Raw genomic sequence first — 17,663 nt, forward strand, 5'->3', positions numbered from 1 at the left:
GTGGCTGGTCACGTGGTGGGTCTCGCGACGCCGCCGGTTGTGTCACGCAGTGGTGGCGAGTTTCGCGGCGAAGGTCGGCACGGTGGACAGGTCGGCGAGTACCGCGTGATGTGTCTGTTGGGTGTCGAGTCCGGTGACGTCGACTCGATGCAGGCTGGGATCGGTTTGCGCGAGTTCGGTGTACGCATCGTGGACGAACCGGAGGAAGGCGCGCTGCTCCGCGGTGTACGGGTGCCCTTGCCGGCGCTCCGCGCGGGCGATGGCATCGTCGGCGGGCAGGTATAGCCATACGGACCGGACCGCGGCGGGGCCGGCGAAGGAGCCGACATTGCGCAGCCACGCGATCGCCTCGCCGGGGACGATGTTGTGCTGCTGCAGGAGCCGGGCGAGGCTGTAGGAGTAGAGGGTGTGGATTCCGCGGTCCTCGATGACGGTGCTGCCGGCAATGAGTGGACCCGCGATGTCGGTGGCGTACGTGTCCGCGCGGATCGCTGCGCCGAGCAGGGTGTCGGTGACGACATTCTCGTGTCGAGAGAACGGATCACCGGAGTCGAACAGCCTCAGCAGCGCCCGGCCGAGCGGGTCGGCGTCACGGGTCAGGTTGTCCGGAAGGTAGTTGACGGACAGGCCCTGTCGGGCCAGAAAGTCGGCAAGCTTGCCGGACTGGGTGCTCTTGCCGGTGCCGGGCAGCCCTTCGAATCCGATGAGCATCTGTATCTCCTTGTTCAGGCGTAGGTGGTGCCGGCGGTTGCCTGGCGCAGTGTGTCGAGTACCGCGACGCTCAGTCCGGGTGCGGTGACGATCGTGGTGCGAGAGGCGAGGTCGTGGGGCGTGCCGTCGGTGTCGGTGACGCTTGCGCCGGCTGCTCGGGCGATCGCGACGCCGGCAGCCATGTCCCAGTCGCGGTTGCCGAGGGTGATGCTGGCGTCGAGCGTTCCGTCGGCGACGAGGGCTAGGTCGACGGCGGCGGAGCCCAGCATGCGGACCTTCCCGGCGACCGGGGCGAGGGTGGTGTGCAGGGCGACGGCGACGGCGTTGCGTTCGTCGGCGTCATCGCCTGTGCCGTAGTCGCCGATGGCGATTACGGCCTCGGCAAGGTCCCTCGTCGTGGACGGTGCGATGGCTCGGTTGTTGCACCAGGCGCCGAGTTCGGCGGCTCCCCAGTAGGTGCGGCGGAGTGTGGGAAGGCTGATCACGCCGAGTAGTGGCCGGACCCCGTCGGTGAGGGCGAGGGAAACACCGTAGAGCGGCAGGCCGTGGACGAGGTTGACGGTCCCGTCGATCGGGTCGAGGACCCACCGTCGGCGTGGCCGAGCCGGGTCGCCGCCCGCCTCCTCGCTATACCGGTCGATGTCGGGGGTTCGCTCTTCCAAGAAGGCGAGGATCTGCTGCTCGATGCTCAGGTCGAGGTCGGTGACCACGTCCTTGGGTCCTTTGGCGCTGACCTGCCGGACGGCGGCCGTTTCTAGGACTCGTGTCCCGAGTTGCACGGCAGTGCGGGCGATGTCGAGCAGGTTGGCGAGCTGGCGCGTCATCGGGCGGCTGCCTCCGATCGGGTGGGGTTCAGCTGGTCGAGATAGCCGAGCGCGGCGTCGAGCAGTTCATCGGCGGAGGTGTCGGTTCGCAGCCGCAATGCGGGAACGGTGATCGGGTCCGCGGACTGCTGCAACTGCTGGTGCAGGCTGAAGGTGCGGTTGCCTGCGGGGTGGGTGCCGCCGTGTTGGTCGGCGTCGAGCCGGTCGCGGGCCACGTTGTCGGGGCACCAGCAGGAGATGACGGCCAAGGGCTGGTCGAGCGTGGTGGCCAGGTGGGTGACGTCGGCGAGCTGGTACGCGCGGGTGCCGGTGCGTTCGAGGACGACCACAGCGTCCGGGTCGCGGGTGAGCCGCTCCCGGGCAGCCAGATGTAGCAGGGACACGACGAAGTCGTCCTGTTCCCGCTGGTAGGTGACCTGCCCGGACGGGCCGTACAGGGCAGCGCGTACGAGGTCCTTGTGCAGCAGTAGGCAGCGCTCGCCGAAGTGTCGGCCGATGCTGGTGGCGAGCGTGGTCTTGCCGGTGCCGGGCAGACCGGTCAGTTGCACGATCATCAGTGGCCCCCGGCCAGAGGCGCGTCCTGCGGAAGTTGAGGCCAGCAGGAGCGGACGGTTTTCCAGCCCGCCCGCGACGGCTTGTCGAGGGCGGTGGCTGGTTGCGGATCGGTGTCGTCGAAGGCGTAGTGCAGCGCGTCGGCCAGCGCGGGCCAGCGGCGCTGCGAGGCGACGCGGGCCAGGGTGTGCCGGAATCCGTCATCTCGGTGCAGGACCGGCAGCGGTGCCCGGTGTTCGACGCTGCTGGGTGCGGGTATGCGCCGATTGAGAATCGTGTGAATAGTGGCGTCGTCGCCGGTGTGGGCCAGCCGGGTGGTCAGGTCGAGGGTGAGCCCGGGCACGACGGGGTCGTCGAAGTCGCGGTGCAAGGTTGTGGGACTGCGGCCGGTGCTGTAGTAGCCGCGGCGGGTGAGCACGCCTGCGGCGGTGGCCGCGGCGGATGCGGGGATGAGGATGTCGACGTCGCTGGACTGCCGGACGCCTGCGCCGGGATAGAGCAGGGCGGCGTGGGCGATGCCGTTGATCGCTGCTGCGGGCACATCGTGGTCGTGCAGCGCGGCGATGATCGCTGCGGCTTCCTCGTGGTGTTTTCGCGACCGGTGGGCGTTGAGGCGCAGTTGCCCACGCAGGAACTGCTGCATCGGCCGGGGAAAACTCGGGGTGTGGTGGTGTCGGCTGAGCCAATCCGCCAGCAGGCAGGTCATCTTGGCGTTGATGGCGTACTCCAGCACCTCCCCCAAGGGATAGATGTCGTCCAGGTCGGGCGTCTCGCCGAGTTCCCGGTGAGCCGGTTCGCTTGCCGCCCGCAACAGCCGGTACACGCGCGGACAGCCGGTGGTGTCGGGAAAAAAGCTGTGGACGGGTTCTGCGGCGTTCATCCGGCTACCTCGTGGTGGAGCAGCCGGCGGACGGCGGCGGCCAGCGCGACCGGGTCGGCGCCGGCACGGATGCGGAAACAGGGCTGTTCGGCCAGGACCGCGGCTGCTTGCTCCACATTTCGGTAGACGATGTCGTCCTCGGGGGCCGCGGCGAGCCACTGGTTGGTGTGGGCGCTGGTGCCACGGTGCAGGTCGTGCATGAACATGCGGGTGCTGGTCAAGGTGTCGGTGACCTCGTCCGGGTCGACCCGCTCGACCTGGACCTCGCTTCTGGCTGGGTCGAGCTGCGGCCAGAGCATCATCGAGATGCTCAGGTCGCGGGCGACGGTCGCTCCGGGCTGCATCAGGGTCGGGAATGCAGGCGGCTCCACGACGATCTTGGTAGGGAACGTCCACCGTTTCTCGGCCGGCAGCGTCTGCTGCTGCGGCGGGACCAGGTGCCGCAGGTGCGGCAGGGCGGTGAGGGTGCCGATCCCGGCCCGCAGCGGCATCGGCCATGGATAGCCGTGCAGCCGCTCGGAGGTGGCGTAGAGCATGAGCCGGTCGTTGGTCGAGTAGTTGCCGCCGAGATGGTGCAGGCTCGCCAGCAAGGTCGTCGTCTTACCCCAACCGCGGTTGCCCGCAATCAGGACGCCACGCTCGCCATAGGTGAAGGCAGCGGCGTGCGCGTAGACCATTCCGGCTGCCAGCAGTTGCGCGGTCATAGCTTGCCGAACCAGCCGCGGTGCCCAGTCAAGAGCAGCGGGAAGGCCGTCACACCAGGCGCAGATCACCTTCGCGGCCGGGTCAGCGTGCAAGAGGGTGCGCCGGGCCGGAACCCAGAACACGTTCTGCTGAGAACCGTGGTGCCGGTATGCGTACGTCTGCGGCCCGATGTCGAACTCGTCCCCGTCGGTGTGCGCGCCTGGATTCTTGACGACGTCCGGGTCGTAGTTCAGGTGTACCTGCCAGGTACCGCCGCTGCCCGGAAGTTCGTCGTAGGAGTAGAGGATCTTCCGGGCCTCCTCCAGGACGCCTGCGATGTCGGTGGTGAGCGTGACCGACGCGGTTGCGCATCGGAACGTCGCCGTGTCGGCCGTTGCAGTGGGATTCGGTGTGGTCATCGAGGATCCGTTCGGTGGCAGACAGGTACTTGGCGGCGCGCGTGTGCGACCAGTGCGGCGAGCGTCGCGCTGTCGGCGTTGCTGTAGAAGTCCGGAAGACCCGTGCCGGCGACGATGTCACGCAGCCAGGCCGGCTCAGAGACCGGTTGTGCGACGCCCCAGACGGCCAGACTGTCGGCGGACCCGGTGATCGCGAAGCCCTCCCTGGCACGTACTGCGGTGAGCTCGACCGCCGCCGCTCGCCGATACTTGCCTCGATCGCCGGCCGCCGGTGCCTGGTGCGGTGGTGCGGTCTCAGCTGGGAGGTCGCTGTAGAAGTTGAACACCGCGGCAGGGCCGTCGAGGACAAGGGTGAGGTGCCAGCCACCGAAGGGAATGACCGCCATCTCCCCGGCCTCACACGTCTGACAGGTCAGGACCGGCTCACCCGAGCTGGTGCGCCATGCGGCCAGCATCAGGACCCGTCCGGTCAGCGTCTGGAAGATTTCGAGCTGGGTCGGGGTGTTCCAGTGCCCGGTGGAGCGGATCAGCTCGCCTCCGGGCAGTTGGCCCGGCTGGTACTCGACCAGGTCCGCGAACCAGTTGGTCTCGCAGGCTGTCCGCGGTAGGAGCACGTCGCGGTGCGCGGTATATAGGAGCGGGTCGTGGCCGCCGCAGTAGCTGACGACATCGTCGGTGACGAAGACCGCGTCGCCAGCTCGGTGCCGTTGCAGCAGGTCCGACAGCCGGTATTCGGTTCCGTGGCCGGCAGGTCGCAGCGGCGGAACTGTGCTGGACATCGGGGGGTTCATGACGACTCCACGATGCAGTCGCCAGCCGTCTGGCGGGCGGTCGCCAGCAGGTCGATGAGCTGACCGAGATGGGTAATGACGGGAACGCGGCCTCGGGCGGCTTCGCCGTCCGGCCGGTAGTGCACGGCTCGGCACCCGGCCATGAGCGCCCCGTTGACGTCGGTGAGGCGGTCGTCGCCGACATGCCACACCCGCTGCGGCGGGCACTGTGCCCGAGCGGTGATCGCGGCGAACACGTCGGGGTGCGGTTTCGCGATGCCGAGTTCTCCGGAGAAGAGCATGTCTGCGAAGTACACGGACAGGCCGAGGTCGTCGAGGAGTTGACGGTGCACCTCGGCCGAGGTCGCGAGGGTGTTGGAGGTCAGCACGAGCCGGGTGCCGCTCATGCTCAGCGCGGTGAGTGCCTCGACAGCGCCCTCCAGTGGTTGTGGGCACCCACGCAGGGCGGCGTGGGTGTGCACGACGCGCAGCACCGAGGCCATCTGTGGCGTGTCGGGGATGCCGAGCGGGGCCCGGATCGCTGCGAGCATGTCATCCAGGACCGGCTGAACGCCGTGCCGCCGCTGCTGACGCAGAACCTCTCGGTCTGTGGCATCGATGGCGGCGCGAACCTCATCGAGCGTACGGCGGTGCCCGAACGCGTCGAAGACTCGCGTGAACTCCGCCACCCGCCAGTCGGCGACCGCGTCTTTGTCGGTGTGGTCGATCAGCGTTCCCCACAGGTCGAGACTGACGGTCCACCCTGGCAGGGCTTCGGCGGTCATCATCGGCCCCGTTCCGGACGCTGGCCGCGTATCCAGGCGGCTGTCTTCGCAAAGTCACCACTGCTCCACAGCAAGGATCCGGGGACCACGCCCGTCGCGCCGGCGTCGGCCAGCGGTGCCACGGTGTCCCGGCGGATCCCGCCGTCGGCGAAGATCGGGACACGTCGGCCCGCCGCGTGCAGCAGGTGCCGGGTGTGGGCGATCCGGGCAACGGCGGCTGGGTCCATGGAGGTGCCCTTGGTGCCCAGCGGCGTGCCGGTCAGGACGACGGCGTCCGCTGCCGTGAGCATGTCGGCCACTTCGTTTGGTGGGGTGTCGAGGGTCAGGGCGACCCCGGCTGCTCGGCCGGCGGCGCGGATGACCTCGATGGCGTCGGTGGCCTCTCGGGCTTCTGCGTGCACGGTGATCAGGTCTGCGCCGGCGTCAATGAACGCCTGCGCGAGCTGGGCCGGATGGTGCGCCATGAGGTGCACGTGCAACGGCAGGCTGGTGTGCGCGCGGACGGCGCTTACCAAGTCGGGGAAGAACAGCGGTTGCGGGACGAACATGGTGTCGGAGGCGTCGATGTGCAGCAGATCGGCGTAGGGGCTGACCCGAGCGGCCTCGGCCCCCAGCGCCGACAGATCGGCGGACCATAGGGATACGTCAAGCAGGAGCCGGTCGGCCGGCAGCGTGTCGAGGAAAGACGTCATGGTCTATCAGTTCCTCCCGTGTGCGGGCACCGGCGTGTGCGGTTGCGCTGCCGTGGTTTGGTCCGCGGCCCTTAGCACGCCGAGGAGCTCGGAGGTGATCTCGTCGGCGACGTCATCGGAGTCGCGCAGCCCGACCCGTACGCGCAGCTCCGGGGGTACCCGGTCGGTGAGGACCTGGCGATACGCCGCGACGTACCGGGGCAGGAACAGCAGCCGTTCGATAGCTGCCGGATTGCCGCCGCCGTGGCCCCTGCTGATCGCCCGTTCCCGGGCCAGCGGCCAGGGGGTGTCGAGAAAGACGGGCACGTCGGGCGTGCAGAACCAGGGCGCAGACAGACCTTGTATGCGGGTCAGGGTCTGGGCCGGGTCAGCCTGCGGATCGGTCTCGGTCAGCACGGTCAACGCCCAGGCGATCTTGGAGTAGATGCCGTGGTCGACGAGCACCACATCGTTGGTGGCCAGCGCTGGCCCGAAGCAGGTGAGGTGGTGGTGGGCTTCGCGGCACAGCCGAAGCAGCACATCGACGGTGCTGTGGTGGGCGCTCTGGTATCCGCCGAGTCCGGTGCGGGCGCGTAGAGGAGCAGTTTCGAGGAACTGCGACAGGCGGCCGATGGTGCCCGGCTCGCTGCCGTAATGGATGACGGCAGTGGTGAAGCCAGCTTCCCGTAGGCGGGTGCTGACCAAGCGGGCTGCGGTGGTCTTGCCCGCTCCCCAGACGCCTTCCATGGTGACTAGGCGGCCCTGCGGCAGCGCCAGCCAGCGCCGCGGGTCGACGGGGTTGCTCCGCTGGAGGGCTGATGCCGGCGGCGATGGCGCCAACGACTGCATCTGTTATCCCCTTGCTCTTAGCTGGCCGGCCGCAACGTGGGCAGCCAGTCGAAGTCGACCCGGGGATCGCGGGTCGGTTCGTACTCCAGTCCGACCCAGCCGGCGTAGCCGATGTCGCGCAGTGCGGCGAAGTACGCCGGGTAGTCCAGTGCTCCGGAGCCGGGCCGTCCCCGGCCGGGATCGTCGGCGATCTGCACGTGCAGCAGCCGCTGGGCGTGGCGTCGCAGCAGGTCGGGCACATCCTCGCCGGAGCGTCCGTGGTGGTAGAGGTCGCACAGCAGCCCGGTGTTGGTCAGCCCGCTGAGGTCGTTGACCGCGTCGGTGGTCGCCGCAGCGGTGTCGGCGTCGCTGATCGGGTAGTCCGGGGCCTCCGCTGGGCTGATCGCCTCCAACGCGACGCAGGCGCCGATCGTGTCCGCAGCTGCTGCGGCGGTGGCGAGGTTCTCGACGGCCAGCAGGTCCTGCTGGTGCGGGTCGACGCCAGGTTCGCGGTTGCCGTAGAGCGCCATGAGGATGCGGCAGCCGACCCGGTCGGCGAACCTGGTCGCGACGTCCAGGCAGGTGAGGAACTCGTTGTGCCGGGAGGGACTCGACAACAGCCCGCGGTCGCCGGCGCGCATGTCGCCCTCAATGAGGTTCATCGCGACCAGCTGTACGCCGGCGTCGGCGAGCGCGGCCGTGAACGCGTTGACGTCGGTGACGTTCGGTTCGGGGCCCGCGAAGGGCCACCACGTTTCGACGGTGGTGAACCCGTCGGCGGCGGCAGCGGCGGGTCTGCCCAGCATCGGCAGGTGCCCGTAGAGCATGGATATGTTGGCGGCGAACCGCAGTCCGTACGTGTTCATCGTTCCTCACAAGGGTCGTCCATGGGCGGGAAGGGGCCCGGTGAGCAGCTGGGGCTGTGAGGTGGTTCAGGGGGCGATGGTGGACAGCGCCCGTTGGAACTCCTCGACGCGGTGCGGCGGGTAGCGCCCTTCCGCCATCGCAGGCAGGTAGTAGCTGCCGACTCGTTCCCACGTCCATGGGTCGTGGGCGAACGTGCCGGTGATGCCGTTGTTGACCAGCGCGATCCACCGTCGCAGGCAGCTGGGGCACTGCCCGCAGTGCTCGAAGGCGTCGCCGGGGGTGGCGCACGAGAACGTCTGCAGCAGCGCGTCCACGGGCAGCCCCGCGTCGAGGTACCAGGCGACGACCTCGGTCTTGGTCTTGTCCCAGAACGGGCTGTCGACCCGGATAGGTCGTCCGGCGAACTCGGTCAGCACGTCGCTCATCCGCGCGAACGCCTCCGGGCTCTTGTCCGCCGTGTGATCGCCCTTGACCCCGATACACCAGATGACGTCTGCGCGGAACGCCGCGAGCATCGCGAACAGCACGTTGCGGAACGGGATCAGGTCGCCCTGGACCGTGGCTCGGGCCGACAGGTCGAGCTCGGCGCTGATCTCCAGATCCATGCCGTGTGCCGCGGCGATCGCCCGCACGGTATCGATCTCCTGCTGCCGGCCGTAGTGGCCGCTGTCGAAGTACAGCGCCGGTGGCCTGCTGAGGAAATGCCAAGCCGGGAACGAGTCCAAGCCGGCGGAGAAGAGCAGAACTTCACGCACTGGGTGCTCCTTGTCGGAACGTCTTCGTGGGGGCTATGCAGGGCCGCGCGGATGCCGGGTGGAGTTCAGCGCCGGTCGTGCAGCTGTTTGCCGTGGGCGTGTCTGGCGCCGGAGATCACGGGTGTGTGGCCCATGTGCTCGCCTCTCGCGAGATCGTCTGGGCGTAGCCGTTGATGCGTTCCTCGGTGTCGTGGTCGGTCAGGACAACTGCCAAGGTGCGGTCGATAACCGTCGCCGCCTGCCGGCACGGCGAACCGGCATAGCGGGCGAAGGCTGGGCGCCGGTCGGCGGGCATCAACCCGAAGGTGCCGACGCTGTTGGGCACCCCGAGCTGGGCGAGGTGTTCGCAGAACGCCCGCGGATGGTCTAGGTCAACCCTGATCAGAGCGCTGTAGCCGTTGTCACCGGCCGCTGTGGGGGTCGCCGTGATCCCCGGCGTCGCGGTGAGCAGGACGGCGAGCTGGCGAGCCTGCTGCCGACGATGGTCGAGAAGTTCGTCGAACCGGGCCAGATTCGCGTGGGCGAGGACTGCGAGCGGTTCGGCGAGGCGGTAGTTGTAGCCGACCGTTTCGGGCTGGCCGCCGTATAGCGGCAGGTGGTGCGCCCGCAGGGCGCGGGCCCGGCTGGCGATGTCGTCGCGGTCGGTGAGCAGATAGCCGCCCTCACCGCACCAGAGGATCTTGCCGTCCTTGAGGCTGAAGCAGCCCACGTCGCCGTTGGTTCCGGCAACTCGCCCCTCGGTGCTGCTGCCTTGGGCCTGACACGCGTCCTCGATCACCGCCAGACCGTGTGCGGCGGCGACGCGCGCTAAGTGTGTCGGATCGCCTTGCCGGCCCCATAGGTGAACAGTCAGGATCGCCTTGGTAGCGCCGGTCACCTTGGCGGTGAGATCGTCCAGGTCGAGACCGCAGCCGTGGCGATCGCAGTCGACGAAGACGGGCCGGGCGCCGGCATAGATGATTGGCGCAACCGACATCACCACGGACAGCGCTGGCACCAAGACTTCGTCACCAGGCCCGATACCGAGGCAGAGCAGGGCGGTATGCAGGGCCGCGGTGCCCGACGACACCGCGACGGCGTGCCGGACCTCGAACCTGGCGGCGAGCTCGTCTTCCAGGGCTGCGACATATTCGGTGCCGGCCGGCCGGGGCATCTGCGCCAGCAGCCGCGACAGGTCTTCGACGGCACCGCCGCGTGTGGTGAGTGGCCCGGCGGTCATGTCGGCACCTGCTCGGTCAGGAACCGGTCGAAACCCATCAGCGGCCACATGTTGACGCAGTCGCGACTGAACAGCGCGCAGTCGGTGCACGGCCCAGCCGCTGCGAACAGCGTATGGGCGTCGGCGTCGCGGATGGTCCGTGCCGTGGCGGTGGCGGTGATCTTCAGACTCGACGGGCAGTCATACAGGCTGCCGTCCGGTTGGATGAAGAACAGGTTCGTGCCGCCGAAGCAGCCGCTCACGAAGCCTGACTCATGGGTGATGCTGTCGACGACTTTGCCGGGATAACTGGGGTCGGGCAGCCGCACTGGCATGCCGGAGTGGTAGAGCTGTGTGAATGCCTCCGACATCGGGTCTGCGTCGCCGCCGGTCAGCGACAGCTGTGTGTGCAGGGCATGGCCGCGGTCGAGCGCGATCGGCTGCGGCACGAAGTAGTCACAGCCGAGTTCGGACGCCAGCACGGCACCGGCCCTGATGACGTCGATGTTGAGTCGGGTGATCACGGAGTACAGGCCGACCTTCGGTGATGGGCGGCTGCCCCGGGCGGCGATCAATGCCTGGATGCCGCCGATCACATCCTGGTGCCCGTGTTTGCCGTTGCGGGCCGGACGCCACGTGTCGTTGTAGCGGGCGTCCGGTGAATCGACGGACACGGACACGGCGTCGACGCCTAAGGTGATGATCCTGTCCACCAGTTCGGGCCGGTTCAGCGGGATCCCGTTGGTGCACAACACCACCTGCACGTCGGCGGCTTTGATCGCGGCGATCACCTCCATCACCGGCGGCCAGATGAGTGGTTCGCCACCGGCGATGAAGATTCGCTTCACCCGGGACCCGGGCAGGGTGTGCACGAAGGCGGTGATCGCAGTGAGGTCCAGGTCGGTGCGGGCCAGGTGTGACATCGCTCCGGATTGCTGCGGCATGGCTTCGCGGTGCTCTTCGATCGTGCCGAAGTAGCAGTAACGGCAGCCGAGGTTGCAGGGTGACCGTAGCGCCCACAGCAGGGTGACCGGGCTCAGGTCGGCCGTCATGCTGGGACCTCCCACGGGAAGATCACCCAGCTGTCGGCCTGGCGGCCGAGGTAGCTCACGACGTCGGTAGGGCTTTGCGGCCTGTGCCAGTTCGCGCGGTTGACGGTCAGCACGGCGGTACGTACGCGCGTGGCCCCGGCGGCGTGCAGCAGGCCAACGGCGCAGACGAGGGTGTCGCCGCTGCCCGCGATGTCGTCGACCAGGAGCACGTCCATGCCCTTGAGGTCGCCGAGGGCAGCGGGGTTCACGACCTGGGGTGTGCCGGACTTGTCGGCGTTGACGGTGTCGTCGAGGGTATGGGCCACCTCCACCGCTCTCACCGCACGGGCGCCGAGTTGGTGGGAAAGCAGGACGGCCGGGACGAGGCCGCCGCGGAGCACGCCCACCAGCACGTCGGGCAGCCGATCGGCGCGGACCTGGCTGGCGATTGTGTCGACTGTCTTGGTGATGTCGGGCCAGGTGAGGACGATCGGGGTCTGGTCACCGGCCACGTTCGTCACCCCAGATGAGGACATGGGCGCGGCTGGTCACGTTCCATCCGTGCGTCAGGGCGGCGTCCGCCATCCACCGCATCCGCTCGACGACCACGTCCGCGGTGGTGCCCTCTGGGGACAGCCACACCTGTGTGAGCCCGAACTCGTGCTGCAGGGCGACGATTTCCTGGATGTCAGCTGGGCAGGTCACCACGAACTTCCACCGGGCTTGTCCGGTGTCCTGTAGCTGCCTGATGACGTGCGGCTTGATCCGTCTTCCACGCGGGACCGCTGAGCTCTCCAGCTTGAGACCGGCGTTGAAGCAGACGCCGGCGGCGATCAGGTCGCTGCCGGGGGCGACCGTGGCGTTCGTCTCGACCTCGACCGCGCGTCCGTCCGCACGTGCTGACCATGCGAGGTGAGTGACCACATCCCGGTGCAGCAACGGCTCGCCGCCGGTCACGATGACCAGGTCGACCGGCATCAGCGACGGGTCAGCGGTGGCCGGGTCGATTCGTCGTAGCTCATCCCAAATCTTGGCCGACGTCATCGTTCGCGCCGTGCCCGGGTCGTGCCGGGCCACGTTCCAGGTGTATTCGGTATCGCAGATCATCGTGCCGTCAGCCGGCGTGTCACTGGTGCGCGGCAACGCAGCGTAGCCGCATGTGAGGTTGCAGCCCATAAGGCGGGCAAACAGTGCCCGGCGGCCGAAGCTGGGCCCTTCGCCTTGGAACGAGTAGAAGAGGTCGGCGACCTGCGCAGTGTCGGCCTTGCGTCGGACCGTGGGGTGAGCCGCGGTAGTCAACGAGGTCATCTCCTTTCCGTCGAGACCGGAATCCGGAACTCCGCCCAGCTGGTCGCCGTTTCGCTGACCCTCACGGCCTCGACGTGCACACCGTCGGGAAGCGGCAGATTCTCGGCGCACCAGTCGAAGATCAACCGGGCTAGGTTCTCGCTGGTCGGCTCGACGGTGACAACGTCATTGACCAGCCGATGGTCGAACGCATCGGCCAGGTACTGCTTCACGGGCTCCAGTTCCGCGAAGTCGACGACGAAGCCGGGACCGCTCAAGACCTGCGCAACGAGGGTCACCTCGACGGCGTACGAGTGGCCGTGGACTCGTGCGCACTTGTGGTGCTCCGGCAGGTCTCCAAGCCGGTGCGCAGCCTCGAACTTGAAGGACTTCCCTATTCGGTACTCCCCGTCCCTGGCGGCAGCCGGCGTCGTCCCTGCCACGGTGTTGCTCATGCGGCACGCCCCGCCATCGACGCCAACTGGAGGAACTCGGCGCGGGCAGAGACGTCCGTCTGGAGGGCCCCGGTCGTCGCGACCGTGATCGTCAGTGATCCTTGCGCCCGGACACCGCGACACGTCATGCAGGTGTGCTCGGCCCGCAGTAACACGCCAACGTCAGCGCATTCCAGCTGCTGCTGCAGGAACCGGGCGACCTGCTGTCCCAGGCCCTCCTGCGTCTGCAGGCGTGCGGCGAACATTCGTACGGACCGCGCGACCTTCGATAGGCCAGGAATGAGCTCTGCTGGGCGGTACCCGACGGCCGCAGTACCGAAGAACGGAAGGAGGTGGTGCCCGCACACCGAAGTGAACTCAATCCCACCGGTCACGACCAAGTCATGCTGGTCGTCCTCGTTCGGGAACTTGGTGAACTCCCAGGGCTTCTGGGTGAGCATCTGCGCATAGGCGTCAGCGACCCTGCGCGGGGTGTTGACGCCGATCTCAGTGCTCGCATCGACGCCGAGTGCGGTCAGTAGTTGCCCGACAGCCAACTCAGCGGCGTTCCGGTCGATCGAGGGTGCCGTCGGGGGTAGGAGCGTATGACCAATCTCCAGATTGGAAAGAGTGGCGACCACCAGGTCTCCTTCGGGGGTGAGGTCGAACGCCTGGGAATGTCTGTGCTGCGTCCCCCGCCGCGCGGATCGGGGAGTGTGGGGCAGTTGCGATCTGGCCAGAGTTCGGGGCGTCCGCCCGCTGCTTAACCCCTGAGCCACACCCAGGAGGTCGTGACGACGACGCCTCCTCTATCTCGCCGCGGTGTTGCGGGGAGCTGGATCTCCTCGCGTCTGAGGGCCAGGTCCTGAATCCAGCACCGCCTCCGCATGCTCGACTTGATCACCGCCGGGACAAGGTTTCATGTCCGAACGCCTCCCTGTAGCGACCGCTCATGAGGTGATGGGGTGTGCCCCGCGCCGCGTGCAGCGCCGGGTTGAGGCGTACCTCATCCCGTCACTTGGCCGACGGAGGCTTCGTCGCGGACGACCAGGGAGTCGATCGAGTCAATCGCTTGCCTGTCGCCTATCGTTACCAACACGATGCCCAACGTCAGGACGGGTGCACCATGACCGAGGGCGGGTATCAATATGCGTCGCGCGTATGACCGCGACCGGGCGGCATGTGGGACTTTGGAGCATGCCCTCGTACGATCCAACACTGGTGGTCACACAAGGACGCCACGATGACTGCGACTCACAAGGCGCGGTACTGCCGTTGCGGTGCCCGTCTCGCCCGTGACAACCCCGGCGCGCACTGTGCCCCGTGCATCACTCACGAACGAGATCATCTCCACACGGCTCCCGAACTTCCGGCCGACTTCTGGGATGAGGTGGTGCTCAGCGAGGCGCTTCGGAGCCGACACATGGGCCGGGTTATACGTGCGTGGCGGACGCACCCCTACCACGGGCGGCGATCGATCTCCCAAGATCGCGTGGCGTCGTGGATGGGGCTCACGCAGGCTCAGCTAAGTCGGATCGAGAACGGCCCGGCGATCGCCCACCTTAATCGGCTGACCCAGTGGGCGGAGGTGCTGCGGGTTCCGGCCGACCGGCTGTGGTTCGCGCTACCAGCCGTCACGGAACGGCCGGCCGAGGAAGAGGACAAAGTGAAGCGGCGCAACTTGATCGCGGTAGCCGGGGTGACGCTGGCGACCGGGGTGTTCGGGGAAGCAACGCCCGCAACGCCGTTGAGCAACGACGGGGAAGTGGTCGAGTGGTTCGCATGGCACCTTTGGCAGCACCGAGCCGAAGAAATCCACTCGTCTCAGATCCCTGACCACGTACGCCGTCGGCTTGACAGGAATCCCCACATCAACCGGACGGCAGAGGACACGTTCCGCCTCACTGATCCAGCGCTTGTGGACGTGCTGGTAGCTCACCGCGTCTTCGGCGATATCACGCGAGGCGGCGGGCACCTGCTAGCCACCGCACAGACCAGCCACGCAACCGACCTGACCATCAGCGCGTTGACCGCCGATGACGAGAGCGCTCGACGGACGCTGGTCGCGTGGATGCGGCACGGACCAACAGCAGTCTTGCGGGTGAACTCGGCCGGCATCCTTGCGAAAGTCGGATCGCCTGAGGTCGGCGACGCAGCGATTTCCACCATTCGTGCCGACGATGACGTCCGACATCTGTATTTGACCGCCGTCGCGTGTCGTGTGCTGGACACATCATGGGATGAAGCCGCACACGTCGCTGCTTTGGCTGCCGGATCAGGTAGCCGAGCCGCCACGAGCTTGGCATCGAGTTGGGCCACCGAACGCCTGACAGCAGAGCTAACCAACCCCCGCGACGCTGCGGCACGTTGGTGCAGCGCGGTCCTCCTCGCAACACTGCCCAGCGTTCAAACCGACACCACCCGTCAGGCGGTCATGAACGCCGTATCACGCGAAGCGTGCCGCGAAAATCTGCGCGCCTATGCTGCCATCCTCGCCGGAACCCGCCCCCTCAATATCTAGGAGTCCGAATGAAGCTGCTCGCCGTAAAGCCCGGCGAAGAAGTCATCGCAACGCTAAGCAGGCACGCCGCCGAGGCGGGCATCACTAACGGCGCGATCGTTTCTCTCGTCGGCGCGATCGATGCATGCGCAATCAGTAACATGCCTGCCACTGACGCAAAGTCCGATGTCGTCACGGAGTATCGCCAGCCATTCGAGTTGAGCGGCACTGGCGAGATTGTTGATGGCAAGGTGCATGTGCACGTTGTCCTTGGTCGTGAAGGCGACATGGCGCTTGCAGGCCACCTGCACTGGGCAAAGGTCGACACCTTCTTCGTCCACGCATACACGATATCTCTCACCGCGAACGATTCTTGACCGCTCACAGGGTGCAGCAGATCTGGTGCTGATGGTGTCGGAATCTGCTGACAATGTCAGCGCACGGCGCGGCGGGCGTGTCGCCGTGTCGCATGCTTTCCGGACGCCCCGATGTCACCGCCGGTTTGCCTCGTAAGCGGGTGGCCGCCGGACTGTTGATCACTGACGCGGACGAGCGGGTTCTGGTGGTGGAACCAGCTGTACAAGGCGGGTTGGGAGATCCCCGACGGGCGCTTCGAGGTTGATGAGTCGCCGTACCTGGCGTAGCCCGGGAGTGCGGGGAGGAACTCGGCGTGGCCCGACGCCAGGCCGTTTGCTCGTCGTGGACTGGGTACCGGCTCTCGACGGGCGTACCGAGGGCGTCATGGTCATGGACGGTGACAGCACCCTGAGCTTCACCGAAACAGCGGGATCGGATGCGTTAGGCGGGCCAGAACGCGCCGAAATCCCGCTTTTGACCACCATGCCGCGGTGGGCCGGTTCCTGGGTGGTGGGGTCGCGCCGTGGAATGTCCGCTAGTCGATCACGGCCAGCGGTGCCGTCGGCGACCCAACAGGCAGACCCCACCTGGTCGCTGCGACCCGGGCCGCCGCAACAGCCTGCTCGGCTCCCGAGTCGCCCCACCCGAGTAGGAGTGGAACGTCGACCACCGGCACCAGCCGCCGCCCGAGCAGCCGGCCGCCATCCGGGTCCGGGCGGCGCGCGTCGAACCCGACGATCCGCGCGGCCATCCGCAGGTACGCGTGGCCGCCGGCCAACTCGTGGCCGAGGAGCACCGGGTCGGTCAGGCGCACCTGGGACTCCTCGGCAGCTTCCCTATGCAGGGTGGCGGCCGGATCGGCGTCGACCAGCTCGGGGCTTCCGCCGGGGAGGTTGTGGCCGTCCGGCGTGTCCTGCACGAGCACCCGCCCATGGTCATCGAACAACCAGCCGTACACCTGCACCACCGTTGCAGTCGGTGCCGGTCGGTCAGCGATCCACCGGAATGGGAGGGCGATGGACATGGCGGCAGGCTACGGGGTGGGCAGGCGCACGTCGCGGAGGCCCGCCGAACTGATCGCGTCGTGAGCGTGACCCGCTGCCCAGGCTCCCTCGGCTTGGAGTCTGCCGCCGGGGGTGCAGGATCACCCTGGCTTTCGCGGCCACGCCGCTACCGAAGGCAGCCGGTGTCGACCGGCTGCTTCCGGTAGAACGGCGCGCGCCCCGGTTACGGGGTCAGCGCGCCCTCCCGCAGGGCATCAGTGAAGGCCGTCCAACTCCGCGCCGTCACCGCGATCTGGCCACCCTGAGGGTCTTTGCTGTCCCGGACGAAGACCGCACCCTGGCGGGAGAGCAGGTTCGTCGCCACCTCGACGCAGTTTCCCTGGTTGCCGCTGCGGGTGCTCTTGCGCCAGCGGGCCGTCGTCATATCAGCCACGGGTGAATGCCTCCATCGCTTCGGTGATCAGCTTTCTCGACGAGTCCTCGTCGAGTGCTCGTGAGGTCACGTCGTTCCAGGCCAGCTCGTAGGCCGCAACCTCGGTCAGCTTGTTCAGATAGAGCGCGCCAGTGAGGCTGTCGACATAGACCAGCGGGGGTTCGAGGGGCTCCGAACTGCCTGGCAGAGCCGGGAATTGCAGGATAGTGAACGCGGAGTTCATGCCGCCATGTACGCCCGCCTCGAAGGTAAGGACCCTGAGCGAGACGCTCGGTGACCGGGTTACGTCGAGCAGGTGCTGTAGCTGGGCAGCCATGACCTTGGGACCGCCTACAGTTCGGCGGAGGACTGCCTCGCTCAGGACGATCGAAAGATGCGGCGGGCGGGGGTTGGACAGCAGGCGTTGACGCTCCAGACGAAAGTCGACTTGGCGGTCGACCTCCTGCTCGTCGATGAGACCCTGCGGCACGCCGGTCACCTCTCTGGCGTATGCACGGGTCTGGAGGAGGCCGGGCACGGACTCCGGTTCGTAGTTCCGGATGCGGTCGGCGCTGGCTTCCAGTCGTACGAACAGGCCCAACCAGCTCGGCAGGCTGGTGTTGGTGTAGTCGTGCCACCAGGCGCTCGCGCCATTGCTTCGAGTCTCGGCGGCGAGCGCGAGCAGGTCGGCGCG

At 67.7% G+C, this 17,663-nt stretch carries 22 protein-coding genes; 2 read left to right on the plus strand and 20 right to left on the minus strand.

The features are described from left to right. Positions 1 to 42 precede the first annotated feature (42 nt). The 17 genes from AB0B63_RS30610 to folE form a co-directional block, all read right to left on the minus strand. Positions 43 to 711, minus strand: a complete 669-nt coding sequence (locus AB0B63_RS30610; protein ID WP_357025109.1) for a thymidylate kinase — start codon at positions 709 to 711, stop codon at positions 43 to 45. A gap of 14 nt (positions 712 to 725) precedes the next feature. Further along, positions 726 to 1,535, minus strand: coding sequence for an inositol monophosphatase family protein (locus AB0B63_RS30615; RefSeq protein WP_357025112.1), 810 nt, complete (start codon positions 1,533 to 1,535; stop codon positions 726 to 728). Then, complete coding sequence (locus tag AB0B63_RS30620; RefSeq protein WP_357025115.1) at positions 1,532 to 2,089, minus strand: AAA family ATPase; 558 nt, start codon at positions 2,087 to 2,089, stop codon at positions 1,532 to 1,534. The genes AB0B63_RS30615 and AB0B63_RS30620 overlap by 4 nt, the downstream gene beginning before the upstream one ends. Then, entirely contained in the window at positions 2,089 to 2,967 is an 879-nt protein-coding gene (locus AB0B63_RS30625; RefSeq protein WP_357025118.1) for a nucleotidyltransferase family protein, read from the minus strand. The genes AB0B63_RS30620 and AB0B63_RS30625 overlap by 1 nt, the downstream gene beginning before the upstream one ends. Next, positions 2,964 to 4,070, minus strand: a complete 1,107-nt coding sequence (locus AB0B63_RS30630; RefSeq protein ID WP_357025121.1) for a hypothetical protein — start codon at positions 4,068 to 4,070, stop codon at positions 2,964 to 2,966. The genes AB0B63_RS30625 and AB0B63_RS30630 overlap by 4 nt, the downstream gene beginning before the upstream one ends. Then, the gene (locus AB0B63_RS30635) at positions 4,067 to 4,861 is read right to left on the minus strand and encodes a hypothetical protein (RefSeq protein WP_357025124.1); all 795 of its coding nucleotides are present in this window, start codon (positions 4,859 to 4,861) and stop codon (positions 4,067 to 4,069) included. Before AB0B63_RS30635 ends, AB0B63_RS30630 begins: the two co-directional genes overlap by 4 nt. Beyond that, positions 4,858 to 5,625, minus strand: a complete 768-nt coding sequence (locus AB0B63_RS30640) for an HAD family hydrolase (protein ID WP_357025127.1) — start codon at positions 5,623 to 5,625, stop codon at positions 4,858 to 4,860. The genes AB0B63_RS30635 and AB0B63_RS30640 overlap by 4 nt, the downstream gene beginning before the upstream one ends. Then, positions 5,625 to 6,317 carry a ribulose-phosphate 3-epimerase gene (locus tag AB0B63_RS30645; protein ID WP_357025131.1) on the minus strand — a complete coding sequence of 231 codons (693 nt, stop codon included), beginning with the start codon at positions 6,315 to 6,317 and terminating at the stop codon, positions 5,625 to 5,627. Before AB0B63_RS30645 ends, AB0B63_RS30640 begins: the two co-directional genes overlap by 1 nt. A 6-nt stretch (positions 6,318 to 6,323) precedes the next feature. Continuing rightward, positions 6,324 to 7,145, minus strand: coding sequence for a hypothetical protein (locus tag AB0B63_RS30650; protein ID WP_357025134.1), 822 nt, complete (start codon positions 7,143 to 7,145; stop codon positions 6,324 to 6,326). 17 nt (positions 7,146 to 7,162) lie between these two features. Then, a complete protein-coding gene (locus AB0B63_RS30655; protein ID WP_357025137.1) occupies positions 7,163 to 7,990 on the minus strand; it encodes a TIM barrel protein in 828 nt (275 codons plus the stop codon). A gap of 66 nt (positions 7,991 to 8,056) precedes the next feature. Beyond that, on the minus strand, positions 8,057 to 8,746 hold the full coding sequence (locus AB0B63_RS30660; protein ID WP_357025140.1) for a 7-cyano-7-deazaguanine synthase: 690 nt from the start codon (positions 8,744 to 8,746) through the stop codon (positions 8,057 to 8,059). A gap of 115 nt (positions 8,747 to 8,861) precedes the next feature. Further along, the gene (locus AB0B63_RS30665; protein ID WP_357025143.1) at positions 8,862 to 9,965 is read right to left on the minus strand and encodes an aminotransferase class I/II-fold pyridoxal phosphate-dependent enzyme; all 1,104 of its coding nucleotides are present in this window, start codon (positions 9,963 to 9,965) and stop codon (positions 8,862 to 8,864) included. Next, positions 9,962 to 10,996: a radical SAM protein gene (locus tag AB0B63_RS30670; protein ID WP_357025146.1), complete on the minus strand. Its 1,035-nt coding sequence runs from the start codon at positions 10,994 to 10,996 to the stop codon at positions 9,962 to 9,964. The genes AB0B63_RS30665 and AB0B63_RS30670 overlap by 4 nt, the downstream gene beginning before the upstream one ends. After that, on the minus strand, positions 10,993 to 11,487 hold the full coding sequence (locus AB0B63_RS30675) for a phosphoribosyltransferase family protein (RefSeq protein ID WP_357025149.1): 495 nt from the start codon (positions 11,485 to 11,487) through the stop codon (positions 10,993 to 10,995). The genes AB0B63_RS30670 and AB0B63_RS30675 overlap by 4 nt, the downstream gene beginning before the upstream one ends. Next, a complete protein-coding gene (locus AB0B63_RS30680; protein ID WP_357025152.1) occupies positions 11,477 to 12,283 on the minus strand; it encodes a 7-carboxy-7-deazaguanine synthase QueE in 807 nt (268 codons plus the stop codon). The genes AB0B63_RS30675 and AB0B63_RS30680 overlap by 11 nt, the downstream gene beginning before the upstream one ends. Then, a complete protein-coding gene (gene queD, locus AB0B63_RS30685) occupies positions 12,280 to 12,717 on the minus strand; it encodes a 6-carboxytetrahydropterin synthase QueD (protein ID WP_357025155.1) in 438 nt (145 codons plus the stop codon). The genes AB0B63_RS30680 and queD overlap by 4 nt, the downstream gene beginning before the upstream one ends. Continuing rightward, positions 12,714 to 13,337, minus strand: a complete 624-nt coding sequence (folE, locus tag AB0B63_RS30690) for a GTP cyclohydrolase I (protein WP_357025159.1) — start codon at positions 13,335 to 13,337, stop codon at positions 12,714 to 12,716. The genes queD and folE overlap by 4 nt, the downstream gene beginning before the upstream one ends. Positions 13,338 to 14,119: 782 nt before the next feature. Here folE and AB0B63_RS30695 point away from each other — a divergent pair. Together AB0B63_RS30695 and AB0B63_RS30700 are read left to right on the plus strand one after the other, a co-directional pair. Continuing rightward, on the plus strand, positions 14,120 to 15,217 hold the full coding sequence (locus tag AB0B63_RS30695; protein ID WP_357025179.1) for a helix-turn-helix transcriptional regulator: 1,098 nt from the start codon (positions 14,120 to 14,122) through the stop codon (positions 15,215 to 15,217). Between the two features lie 8 nt (positions 15,218 to 15,225). Further along, positions 15,226 to 15,573 carry a PPC domain-containing DNA-binding protein gene (locus tag AB0B63_RS30700; RefSeq protein WP_357025162.1) on the plus strand — a complete coding sequence of 116 codons (348 nt, stop codon included), beginning with the start codon at positions 15,226 to 15,228 and terminating at the stop codon, positions 15,571 to 15,573. Positions 15,574 to 16,088: 515 nt separating this feature from the next. Here the strand turns inward: AB0B63_RS30700 and AB0B63_RS30705 are convergent. From AB0B63_RS30705 to AB0B63_RS30715, 3 genes are all read right to left on the minus strand, one after another. Further along, entirely contained in the window at positions 16,089 to 16,577 is a 489-nt protein-coding gene (locus tag AB0B63_RS30705; RefSeq protein WP_357025165.1) for an NUDIX hydrolase, read from the minus strand. Positions 16,578 to 16,780: 203 nt separating this feature from the next. Beyond that, the gene (locus tag AB0B63_RS30710) at positions 16,781 to 16,990 is read right to left on the minus strand and encodes a DUF397 domain-containing protein (RefSeq protein ID WP_357025168.1); all 210 of its coding nucleotides are present in this window, start codon (positions 16,988 to 16,990) and stop codon (positions 16,781 to 16,783) included. After that, the coding region (locus tag AB0B63_RS30715; protein ID WP_357025170.1) for a DUF5753 domain-containing protein at positions 16,983 to 17,663 on the minus strand (681 nt) is incomplete at its 5' end. The genes AB0B63_RS30710 and AB0B63_RS30715, both read right to left, overlap by 8 nt.

The sequence above is a fragment of the Micromonospora sp. NPDC049081 genome (assembly GCF_040648835.1).
GTDB lineage: Bacteria > Actinomycetota > Actinomycetes > Mycobacteriales > Micromonosporaceae > Micromonospora > Micromonospora antibiotica.